The sequence below is a fragment of the Pseudomonas sp. A genome (genome assembly GCF_056270345.1).
This window is the reverse complement of the sequence record NZ_CM149873.1, coordinates 4,730,163-4,741,482: the sequence shown is the minus strand read 5'-3', so window position 1 is coordinate 4,741,482 and position 11,320 is coordinate 4,730,163. Positions and strand designations below refer to the sequence as shown.

At 61.8% G+C, this 11,320-nt stretch carries 10 protein-coding genes; 9 read left to right on the top strand and 1 reads right to left on the bottom strand.

Annotation, left to right across the window (positions count from 1 at the left end; genetic code table 11):
- Nucleotides 1-147 precede the first annotated feature (147 nt).
- From AC0MAZ_RS21255 to AC0MAZ_RS21240, 4 genes are all read left to right on the top strand, one after another.
- Nucleotides 148-1,590, top strand: a complete 1,443-nt coding sequence (locus AC0MAZ_RS21255) for an aminotransferase-like domain-containing protein (protein ID WP_475859076.1) — start codon at nt 148-150, stop codon at nt 1,588-1,590.
- A gap of 62 nt (nt 1,591-1,652) precedes the next feature.
- A complete protein-coding gene (locus AC0MAZ_RS21250; RefSeq protein WP_475859075.1) occupies nt 1,653-2,135 on the top strand; it encodes a hypothetical protein in 483 nt (160 codons plus the stop codon).
- 107 nt (nt 2,136-2,242) lie between these two features.
- Nucleotides 2,243-2,497, top strand: coding sequence for a YkgJ family cysteine cluster protein (locus AC0MAZ_RS21245; RefSeq protein WP_203651810.1), 255 nt, complete (start codon nt 2,243-2,245; stop codon nt 2,495-2,497).
- 30 nt (nt 2,498-2,527) lie between these two features.
- A complete protein-coding gene (locus AC0MAZ_RS21240; RefSeq protein WP_475859072.1) occupies nt 2,528-3,136 on the top strand; it encodes an START domain-containing protein in 609 nt (202 codons plus the stop codon).
- A gap of 221 nt (nt 3,137-3,357) precedes the next feature.
- Here the strand turns inward: AC0MAZ_RS21240 and gltA are convergent, their stop codons facing one another.
- On the bottom strand, nt 3,358-4,647 hold the full coding sequence (gene gltA, locus AC0MAZ_RS21235) for a citrate synthase (RefSeq protein WP_203651814.1): 1,290 nt from the start codon (nt 4,645-4,647) through the stop codon (nt 3,358-3,360).
- 352 nt (nt 4,648-4,999) lie between these two features.
- On the opposite strand from gltA, the gene sdhC reads away from it, so the two are divergent.
- From sdhC to AC0MAZ_RS21210, 5 genes are all read left to right on the top strand, one after another.
- The gene (gene sdhC, locus AC0MAZ_RS21230) at nt 5,000-5,386 is read left to right on the top strand and encodes a succinate dehydrogenase, cytochrome b556 subunit (protein ID WP_011534755.1); all 387 of its coding nucleotides are present in this window, start codon (nt 5,000-5,002) and stop codon (nt 5,384-5,386) included.
- Entirely contained in the window at nt 5,380-5,748 is a 369-nt protein-coding gene (gene sdhD / locus AC0MAZ_RS21225; RefSeq protein ID WP_023628896.1) for a succinate dehydrogenase, hydrophobic membrane anchor protein, read from the top strand. The genes sdhC and sdhD overlap by 7 nt, the downstream gene beginning before the upstream one ends.
- Nucleotides 5,749-5,751: 3 nt before the next feature.
- The gene (gene sdhA / locus AC0MAZ_RS21220; protein WP_023628895.1) at nt 5,752-7,524 is read left to right on the top strand and encodes a succinate dehydrogenase flavoprotein subunit; all 1,773 of its coding nucleotides are present in this window, start codon (nt 5,752-5,754) and stop codon (nt 7,522-7,524) included.
- 11 nt (nt 7,525-7,535) lie between these two features.
- Nucleotides 7,536-8,240, top strand: coding sequence for a succinate dehydrogenase iron-sulfur subunit (locus AC0MAZ_RS21215; protein WP_012315348.1), 705 nt, complete (start codon nt 7,536-7,538; stop codon nt 8,238-8,240).
- 245 nt (nt 8,241-8,485) lie between these two features.
- The gene (locus tag AC0MAZ_RS21210; RefSeq protein WP_186734737.1) at nt 8,486-11,317 is read left to right on the top strand and encodes a 2-oxoglutarate dehydrogenase E1 component; all 2,832 of its coding nucleotides are present in this window, start codon (nt 8,486-8,488) and stop codon (nt 11,315-11,317) included.
- Nucleotides 11,318-11,320 lie beyond the last annotated feature (3 nt).

Sequence of the window (11,320 nt, the reverse complement as noted above, 5' to 3'; positions counted from 1 at the left end):
TCAAACATCGATCGTTTCTCTGTCACGCAACTGTATTGTTGACTATCCTGCGATCTGTCCCAGTACACTTCGCAACTGTTACGGTATTCTGCCTCGGCAGTGAGTCGCACAAGAACAACGATCCCGTCCGCGCTTCGAGAACACGCCATGACCAACCTGCTGCTGTACCAGCGTATCGCCCAGCAACTGGCCGATGACATCCGCCGGGGTGTCTACCAGCCGGGCGAACGGGTGCCGTCGGTACGCAAGATGAGCGCCCAGCTCAATGTCAGCCACGCCACCGTGCTGCAGGCTTATGCCAATCTCGAGGACCAGGGCCTGATCCGTGCCCGGCCGCAGTCGGGCTACTATGTCCACCAGACTCCGGCGCTGACGGCGCAGACCCCGGATATCGCCCGGGTCGAGCGCCCCGGGCTGGTCACCCGGGCGAGCATTATCCAGCAGGTACTGGTCGAGGCGCGCCGCGATGGCGTCTTTCCCTTCGGCGCGGCGGTGCCCCATGTCGACTACTTGCCCGTGCGCGCCCTGCACCAGCAGTTGGCCAAGGTGACGCGCTTCCATAGCCCGCGTGCCTTCAGCTACATGTTCAGCCCCGGCTTCGAGCCGCTGCGCCGGCAGATCGCCATCCGCATGCGCGATGCTGGTGTACTGGTCGATCCCCGTGAAGTGGTGGTGACTCATGGTTGCGTCGATGCCCTGCAGATGTCGCTGCGGGTCCTGACCCGGCCGGGCGACCTGATCGCCGCCGAATCGCCTACCTACTATGGGCTGCTGCAACTGGCGGACCTGCTCGGGCTCAAGGTCATCGAAATCCCCAGCGATCCCTCCACCGGCATCAGCCTGGAGGCCCTGCAACTGGCCGCCAACCAGTGGTCGATCAAGGCCCTGGTGCTGACGGCGCGGTTGAGCAACCCGCTGGGTGGCACCATTCCCGAAGAGCGGCAGAAACAGTTGCTGCGCCTGGCCTCGGATTTCGACATCCAGATTGTCGAGGATGATATCTACGGCGAGCTGATGTTCGAGCAAGGGCGCACCAAGTCGCTCAAGGCGTTCGATCGGCTGGACCGGGTGATCTACTGCTCGAGCTTCTCCAAGACCTTGTCGCCGGGAGTGCGGGTCGGCTGGATGATCGCCGGGCGCTATCAGGACGAGATCCAGCGACTGCAGACCTTCACTACCCACTCGGCGTGCAGCGTCACGCAGATGGCGGTGGCCGCCTACCTGGAGAATGGTGGCTACGATCGGCATTTGCGCTACATCCGACAGGAATACCGCAAGAACCTCAGCGCCTACCAGCTGGCGGTGCAGCAGCACTTCCCGGAAGGCACGCAGATGACCCGGCCCACCGGTGGCTTCATTCTCTGGGTCAGTCTGCCGGGGCGGGTCAATACCCAGGAACTGCATGTGCGGGCGTTGGAGCAGGGCATCAGCATTGCCCCCGGGCTGATCTTCAGCAATACCGAGCAGTTCAACCACTGTATCCGGCTCAATTGCGGCATTCCCTGGAATCGGGAGGCTGAGCGTGCAGTGATGACGCTGGGGTTGCTGGCCCAGCAATTGTGCCGGGAATCGAACGGCATGCTGTTGTAGGCTTGTCAGACGAGCCGGGAACAGGGAGCATACGCGCTTTACTGCTTGCGTTCCTGGTACCCATGAATCTGCTTCGTCCTCTCGTCATCGCCCTGTGTTTCGCCTTGCCCTGGCTGTCGGTCGGTGCGGTGCAGGCTGCCGAACCGGCGGCCAAGGCACAGGGTGTACACAAACCGGCGAACAAGGCGTCCAGCAAGGCCCCTGCCAAACCGCAGGCCAAACCGGTAACCAAGGCGAAGCCCAAGCCCAAGCCCAAACCGAAGGCCAGGGCTGTCAGCAAGGCCGTCGCCAAACCGCTGCCCCAGCCGAAGATCGACCTGAGCCTGCCCAGGGACATGGTCAAGCATCTCGAACCGGACCTCGGCGACGGGCCGGTGGTGCGCAAGCCGCTGTTGCCCTCGATGTTCCCCACCAAGCCCGAATCCGACAGCAGTCCGTTCCAGCTCAACGGCCGGCTGATCAGCAACGAAATGCAGTTGCAGCTGCGCAACGACAGTCGGCGGGACGTGGAGGGCGCAGCCATCGAATTCGAATTCCGCAACTGACTGCCGGGTCATGGGTGATTTCATCCGTCCGGCAATTTCAAACATATGTTTGAGCGGTTAGTATCCAGGGACGTTCGTCCCGTTTTGCTCCTGGGAGTCCTGTTGTCATGAAATGCCGCGAGGGCTGCGGTGCCTGCTGCATCGCCCCGTCCATCAGTTCGCCGATCCCTGGCATGCCGCAGGGCAAGCCGGCCGGCGAACGCTGCCTGCACCTGAATGTCGAAAACCTCTGTGCGCTGTTCGGCAGGCCCGAGCGGCCGCAGGTGTGTGGTGGCTTCAAGGCGGAAGCGGACATCTGTGGCAACGATCGTGACGAGGCCATCCGTATCATCGGGTGGCTGGAGCAGATGACGGCGGCGTGACAGGTTGGATCTTCGACAACAAGGAACAAGATGATGAGATCGATCAAAGGTATTGCACTGCTGTGTGGCATGGGCGTCCTGCTGGCACCGACGGCCTGGGCCGAGAACTGGCAGGTGGCCAAGGACGAGGAGGGGATCAGGGTTTCCCTCAGCGAGGTGGCCGGCTCGAAGTACAAGGCCTATCGCGGCGTGACCGTGATCAAGGCGCCGCTGGCCAGAGTCAAGGCGCTGCAGGAAGACGTGGTGGGGGCCTGTGCCTGGATCCACGAGTGCAAGTCGCAGAAGCTGCTCAAGAGCGAAGGTGACCAGAGCTGGACCTACACCCAGTTCAACACGCCCTGGCCGGTGACGCCGCGGGATTCGATCCTGCATGTGACCACGGTCCAGGAGGCTGATGGCAGCCTGACCCGAAAGCTCGAGGGGCAGCCCAAGTACCTGCCTGAGACCGATGGTTTCGTGCGGGTGGCCCAGGTGCAGGGTTTCTGGAAACTGGTGCCCAAGGGTGACAGCACCGAGGTGATCTACCAGGTGCACACCGAGCCGGGTGGTAGCGTGCCGGCGATGGTGGCCAACAAGTTCGTGGTCGATGCGCCGTTCAATACCCTCAAGGGGTTGAAAGAGCGCGCGGAGAAGAACTAAAGGCTGGCTGGCCTGTTCCCTGTAGGAGCGGCCTTGCCGAGGCGTCGGACCGGCCGGAAAGGGCTGCGTAGCAGCCCCGGCGATTCTGAGTCTGACACGAGATCTTGGGGCTGCTGTGCAGCCCTTTCGCGGCACAAGGCCGCTCCTACACAGGGAAGGGTATATAGGCCGGAACAAAAAAGGCTGCCCGAGGGCAGCCTTTTTGCGTTCAACCGAGAGGCTTACTTGCGGTCCTTCAGCTCAACGATGTCACGCTGCTCGTAACCGGTGTACAGCTGGCGCGGACGGCCGATCTTGTACGGGCTGGAGAGCATTTCCTTCCAGTGCGAGATCCAGCCCACGGTACGTGCCAGGGCGAAGATCACGGTGAACATGCTGGTCGGAATGCCGATGGCCTTGAGGATGATGCCCGAGTAGAAGTCGACGTTCGGGTACAGCGAGCGCTCGACGAAGTACGGATCGGTCAGGGCGATCTCTTCCAGGCGCATGGCCAGTTCGAGTTGCGGATCGTTCTTGATGCCGAGTTCGCTGAGGACTTCGTCGCAGGTCTGCTTCATCACGGTGGCGCGCGGGTCGCGGTTCTTGTACACGCGGTGACCGAAGCCCATGAGCTTGAACGGGTCGTTCTTGTCCTTGGCCTTGGCGATGAACTTGTCGATGTTCGAGACATCGCCGATTTCATCGAGCATGGTCAGTACCGCTTCGTTCGCGCCGCCGTGGGCCGGGCCCCACAGTGCGGCGATGCCGGCGGCGATACAGGCGAACGGGTTGGCGCCCGAGGAGCCCGCCAGGCGCACGGTGGAGGTGGAGGCGTTCTGCTCGTGGTCGGCGTGGAGGATGAAGATCCGGTCCATTGCCTTGGCCAGCACCGGGCTGATCGGTTTGATCTCGCACGGGGTGTTGAACATCATGTGCAGGAAGTTCTCCGCGTACGACAGGTCGTTGCGCGGGTACATCATGGGCTGGCCCATGGAGTACTTGTAGACCATCGCGGCCAGGGTCGGCATCTTGGCGACCAGGCGCACCGCGGAGATTTCGCGGTGCTGCGGGTTATTGATGTCCAGCGAGTCGTGATAGAACGCCGACAGGGCGCCGACCACGCCGCACATCACCGCCATCGGGTGGGCGTCGCGGCGGAAGCCGTTGAAGAACGACTTCAACTGTTCGTGAACCATGGTGTGGTTCTTCACGGTGCTGACGAACTGGGCCTTCTGCTCGGCATTCGGCAGTTCGCCGTTGAGCAGCAGGTAGCAGGTCTCGAGGTAGTCCGATTGCTCGGCGAGCTGTTCGATCGGGTAGCCGCGGTGCAGCAGGATGCCCTTGTCGCCGTCAATATAGGTGATCTTCGACTCGCACGAGGCGGTCGCCATGAAGCCTGGGTCGAAGGTGAAGTGGCCGGATGCCCCCAACCCGCGGACGTCGATAACATCGGGACCAACGGTGCCGGTTAAAATGGGCAGCTCGACGGGGGCAGCGCCCTCGATGATCAACTGCGCTTTTTTGTCAGCCATGTGGCCTCCTATTAATGCTTGAAATCATCAGACAGACCCCCCACGCAGGGCCCGCACCACTATAGAGGGATAAATTCGAATGTCAATTTGCCTAAAGGCTGGTTGAAACGCCCCTTGAAGCCTGGTTTTTCACGAAATTCTCGCCCGTTTACGCCTTTTGTTCACTAAAGGCAATGCGCTATTTGGGCGAGCCCCTCACGTTGTCATAAGCAGCCTAACTGTCTATACTCGGCAGCCGACTCCCAGGGGCTTTCAAGCCCGCCCTGCTGGGTGTCGTCGCTCTCCTGGGTGGTGGGTACCTGACCAGTACACTTACCAACAACTTTGCCCTGTTAGCTAGGGGCTCTTCAGTGTGAAAAAAGCCGTGAAAAGCCAACGACCTGTAAACCTAGACCTAAGGACCATCAAACTCCCGATCACCGCGTACACGTCCATTCTTCACCGTATCTCCGGCGTCATCCTGTTCCTCGGCCTTGCCATCATGCTTTACGCACTGGGCAAGTCGCTGGGTAGCGAGGAAGGCTTTGCCGAGGTGAAGGCGTGTCTGACCAGTCCGCTGGCCAAACTGGTGACCTGGGGCCTGCTGTCCGGCCTGCTGTATCACCTCGTGGCAGGTGTGCGCCACCTGATCATGGACATGGGCATCGGTGAGACGCTGGAAGGCGGCAAGCTGGGCTCGAAAATCGTGATCGTCATCTCCGTGGTGCTGATCGTTCTGGCAGGAGTTTGGGTATGGTAACTAACGTCACGAACCTGTCGCGTTCGGGCCTCTACGACTGGATGGCGCAGCGCGTCTCGGCGGTCGTTCTCGCGGCTTACTTCATCTTCCTGATCGGCTACCTCGCCGCCCACCCGGGCATCGACTACGCCCAGTGGCACGCTCTGTTCACCAACAACGCGATGCGCATCTTCAGTCTGCTGGCCCTCGTTGCCCTGGGCGCCCACGCCTGGGTCGGCATGTGGACCATTGCCACCGACTACCTGACGCCGATGGCGTTCGGCAAGTCGGCGACTGCGATTCGTTTCCTGTTCCAGGCGGTATGCGGCGTAGCGATGTTCGCTTACTTCGTCTGGGGTGTGCAGATTCTCTGGGGTATCTGATTCATGGCTAACATTCCTACGATTTCCTTCGACGCCATCATTATCGGTGGCGGCGGCGCTGGCATGCGCGCAGCGCTGCAGCTGGCTCAAGGCGGCCACAAGACTGCCGTAGTCACCAAGGTGTTCCCGACTCGTTCGCACACCGTTTCCGCCCAGGGCGGCATCACCTGCGCCATCGCTTCGGCCGACCCGAATGACGACTGGCGCTGGCACATGTACGACACCGTCAAGGGTTCCGACTACATCGGTGACCAGGACGCGATCGAGTACATGTGTCAGGAAGGCCCGGCCGCGGTCTTCGAGCTGGACCACATGGGTCTGCCGTTCTCGCGTACCGAGACCGGTCGCATCTATCAGCGTCCGTTCGGTGGCCAGTCCAAGGACTTCGGTAAAGGTGGCCAGGCCGCCCGTACCTGCGCCGCTTCCGACCGTACCGGTCACGCGCTGCTGCACACCCTGTACCAGGGCAACCTGAAGGCAGGCACCACCTTCCTCAACGAGTACTACGCCGTCGACCTGGTGAAGAACCAGGACGGCGCCTTCGTCGGTGTGATCGCGATCTGCATCGAAACCGGCGAAACCATGTACATCAAGTCCAAGGCCACCGTGCTGGCGACTGGCGGTGCGGGCCGTATCTACGCCTCCACCACCAACGCCCTGATCAATACCGGCGACGGTATCGGCATGGCGCTGCGTGCCGGTGTACCGGTGCAGGACATCGAGATGTGGCAGTTCCACCCGACCGGCATCGCCGGCGCCGGTGTACTGGTAACCGAAGGTTGCCGTGGTGAAGGTGGCTACCTGATCAACGCCCACGGCGAGCGCTTCATGGAGCGTTATGCGCCGAACGCGAAAGACCTGGCTGGCCGCGACGTGGTTGCCCGTTCCATGGTCAAAGAGATCATCGCCGGCAACGGCGTGGGCCCGAACAAGGACCACGTGCTGCTGAAGCTGGATCACCTGGGCGAGGAAGTGCTGCACAGCCGCCTGCCAGGTATCTGCGAGCTGTCCAAGACCTTCGCCCACGTCGACCCTGTGGTCGCGCCGGTCCCGGTCGTTCCGACCTGCCACTACATGATGGGCGGCGTTGCCACCAACATTCATGGCCAGGCCATCACCATGGACGCCGAAGGCAAGGACCACATCATTCCGGGCCTGTTCGCGGTCGGTGAAGTGGCGTGCGTATCGGTCCATGGCGCCAACCGCCTGGGCGGCAACTCGCTGCTCGACCTGGTGGTGTTCGGCCGTGCCGCCGGCCTGCACCTGGAAAAGGCGCTGACCGAAGGCGTCGAGTACCGCGATGCCAGCGACACCGACGTCGATGTTGCCCTGAACCGCCTGAACAAGCTCAATGAGCGTACCAGCGGTGAAGACGTGGCAAGCCTGAAGCGCGAACTGCAGAGCTGCATGCAGAACTACTTCGGTGTATTCCGTACCGGCGAATACATGCAGAAGGGTATCGAGCAGCTGGCTGGCCTGCGTGACCGCATCGCCAACGTCAAGATCAACGACAAGTCCCAGGCCTTCAACACCGCGCGTATCGAAGCGCTGGAGCTGCAGAACCTGCTGGAAGTCGCCGAAGCGACCGCCATTGCCGCTGAAGCCCGTAAAGAGTCCCGCGGCGCGCACGCCCGTGAAGACTTCGAAGACCGTGACGACGAGAACTGGCTGTGCCACACCCTGTACTACCCGGGTGAGAAGCGCGTTGCCAAGCGTGGCGTCAACTTTGCGCCGAAGACAGTTCCTGCCTTCGAACCAAAAGTCCGGACTTACTAAGGGTGGCTGCTATGTTGAAAGTCGAAGTTTATCGTTACAACCCCGACACCGACTCGGCGCCCAAGATGGAGTCGTTCGACGTCGATACCGGCGGCAAGGACCTGATGGTTCTGGACGTGCTGGCGCTGATCAAGGAAAAGGACGAGGGCTTCTCGTACCGTCGCTCCTGCCGTGAAGGCGTGTGCGGTTCCGATGGCATGAACATGAACGGCAAGAACGGCCTGGCCTGCATCACCCCGCTGTCGGGTGTGGTCAAGGGCAACAAGCTGGTCCTGCGTCCGCTGCCTGGCCTGCCGGTCATTCGTGACCTGGTGGTCGATATGAGCATCTTCTACAAGCAGTACGAGAAGGTGAAGCCTTTCCTGCAGAACGACACGCCGGCCCCGGCCATCGAGCGTCTGCAGTCGCCGGAAGATCGCGACAAGCTGGACGGTCTGTACGAGTGCATCCTGTGCGCCTGCTGCTCGACCTCCTGCCCGTCGTTCTGGTGGAACCCGGACAAGTTCCTGGGCCCCGCCGCACTGCTGCAGGCCTACCGCTTCCTGGCCGACAGCCGTGACACCAAGACTCAGGAGCGCCTGGCGTCCCTGGATGACCCGTTCAGCGTATTCCGCTGCCGCGGGATCATGAACTGCGTGAACGTTTGCCCGAAAGGTCTGAATCCGACCAAGGCAATCGGCCACGTACGTAACATGCTGCTGCAAAGCGGCACCTGATTCAAAGCGTTGTACCTGCAGTAAGCCGAGGTGCGGGTGGTGAGCCCGCACTGAGGTAAAACCCGAGCAAGGGCCCAAAAAGCCCGCGCTCATTACCTATGAAGATATGAGACCAGCAGGGGCTTCCGGGCTGGTACCCGGAAAATCAGCAGGATCCAGGTGGCGTGGTTCAGTCGCTGTGTTCGGACTTTTCCAGGTTTGCTGTGGCTCTCGCCGATCAGTCCCCTAACCGAGGGTGACCAAGCATGCAAGAAAGCGTGATGCAGCGCATGTGGGATAGCGCCCACCTTTCAGGTGGTAACGCTGCATATGTGGAAGAGCTTTATGAGCTCTACCTGCACGACCCTAACGCTGTGCCAGAAGAGTGGCGCACTTACTTCCAGAAGTTGCCCGCCGACGGCAGCACCGCTACCGATGTATCGCACTCGACGATCCGCGACCATTTCGTACTGCTGGCAAAGAACCAGCGCCGCGCCCAACCGGTATCCGCCGGGAGCGTGAGCAGTGAACACGAGAAGAAGCAGGTTGAAGTGCTGCGACTGATCCAGGCCTATCGTATGCGCGGCCATCAGGCTGCCAAGCTCGACCCGTTGGGGTTGTGGCAGCGTCCTGCGCCCGTAGACCTGTCGATCAATCACTACGGCTTGACCAATGCCGATCTTGATACGACCTTCCGTGCCGGCGACCTGTTCATCGGCAAAGAGGAAGCGAGCCTACGCGAAATCTTCGAAGCGCTGCAGAAGACATATTGTCGCACCATTGGCGCCGAGTTCACCCACATCGTCGATTCCGAGCAGCGCAGCTGGTTCCAGCAGCGCCTGGAAAGCGTACGTGGCCGTCCGGAATTCTCCGCCGACGTGCAGGCTCACCTGCTCGAGCGCGTCACGGCCGGTGAGGGCCTGGAGAAGTACCTGGGCACCAAGTACCCGGGCACCAAGCGCTTCGGCCTCGAGGGTGGCGAAAGCCTGATCCCGATGCTGGACGAAATGATCCAGCGCTCCGGTTCCTACGGCACCAAGGAAGTCGTGATCGGCATGGCCCACCGTGGCCGCCTCAACGTGCTCGTCAACACCTTCGGCAAGAACCCGCGCGAGCTGTTCGACGAGTTCGAAGGCAAGAAGATGAACGAGCTGGGCTCCGGTGACGTGAAGTATCACCAGGGCTTCTCCTCCAACGTGATGACTCCCGGTGGCGAAGTCCACCTGGCCATGGCGTTCAACCCCTCCCACCTGGAAATCGTCTCGCCAGTGGTGGAAGGTTCGGTTCGCGCCCGCCAGGATCGCCGCAACGACACCGTTGGCGACAAGGTCCTGCCGATCTCCATCCACGGTGACGCAGCGTTCGCCGGCCAGGGTGTGGTCATGGAAACCTTCCAGATGTCGCAGACCCGCGGTTTCAAGACCGGCGGCACCGTGCACATCGTGATCAACAACCAGGTCGGTTTCACCATCAGCAACCCGCTGGACGCGCGCTCCACCGAGTACGCCACCGACGTTGCCAAGATGATCCAGGCGCCGATCCTGCACGTGAACGGCGACGATCCGGAAGCGGTGATGTTCGTCACCCAGCTGGCCATCGACTATCGCATGCAGTTCAAGCGTGACGTGGTCATCGACCTGGTCTGCTACCGTCGTCGCGGCCACAACGAGGCCGACGAGCCGAACGGCACCCAGCCTTTGATGTACCAGCAGATCAGCAAGCAGCGCACCACCCGTGAGCTGTACGCCGAGCAACTGATCAGCGCCGGTCGCATCGACGCCGAGCGCGCCCAGGCCAAGATCGACGAGTACCGCAACGCCCTGGACAATGGCCTGCACGTGGTCAAGAGCCTGGTCAAGGAGCCGAACCGCGAGCTGTTCGTCGACTGGCGTCCGTACCTGGGCCATGCCTGGACCGCGCGTCACGACACCCGCTTCGACCTCAAGACCCTGCAGGAGCTGTCGGCCAAGCTGCTCGAGCTGCCTGAAGGTTTCGTCGTCCAGCGCCAGGTCGCGAAGATCTACGAAGATCGCCAGAAGATGCAGGCCGGTGGCTTGCCGATCAACTGGGGTTATGCAGAGACCATGGCCTACGCCACCCTGCAGTTCGAAGGTCACCCGATCCGCATGACCGGCCAGGACATCGGCCGTGGCACCTTCTCGCACCGTCACGCGGTGCTGCACAACCAGAAGGACGCCAGCACCTACGTGCCGCTGAAGAACCTGTTCCCGGGCCAGCCGCGTTTCGACCTGTACGACTCCTTCCTCTCGGAAGAAGCGGTACTGGCCTTCGAATACGGCTACTCGACCACCACGCCGAACGCGCTGGTGATCTGGGAAGCCCAGTTCGGCGACTTCGCCAACGGTGCGCAAGTGGTGATCGACCAGTTCATCACCAGTGGCGAGCACAAGTGGGGCCGCCTGTGCGGTCTGACCATGCTGCTGCCGCACGGCTATGAAGGCCAGGGTCCGGAGCACTCCTCCGCGCGTCTGGAGCGCTACCTGCAGCTGTGCGCCGAGCACAACATCCAGGTTTGCGTGCCAACCACCCCGGCACAGATCTACCACCTGCTGCGTCGCCAGGTCATCCGTCCGCTGCGCAAGCCGCTGGTCGTGCTGACGCCGAAGTCGCTGCTGCGCCACAAGCTGGCCATCTCGACCCTGGAAGACCTGGCCGATGGCTCGTTCCAGACCGTGATCCCGGAAATCGACACCCTGGATCCTGCCAAGGTCGAGCGCCTGGTCCTGTGCGGTGGCAAGGTCTACTACGATCTGCTGGAAAAACGCCGTGCCGAAGGCCGCGAAGATATCGCCATCGTGCGTATCGAGCAGCTGTATCCGTTCCCTGAGGACGACCTGGTCGAAATCCTCGCGCCTTACACCAACCTCAAGCACGCAGTGTGGTGTCAGGAAGAGCCGATGAACCAGGGCGCCTGGTACAGCAGCCAGCACCACATGCGCCGTATCCTGGGCCGCCACAACAAGGCGCTGGTCCTGGAATACGCCGGCCGCGACGCTTCCGCCGCGCCAGCTTGTGGTTATGCATCGAAGCACGCCGAACAGCAGGAAAAACTGCTGCAAGACGCCTTCACTGTCTAACGC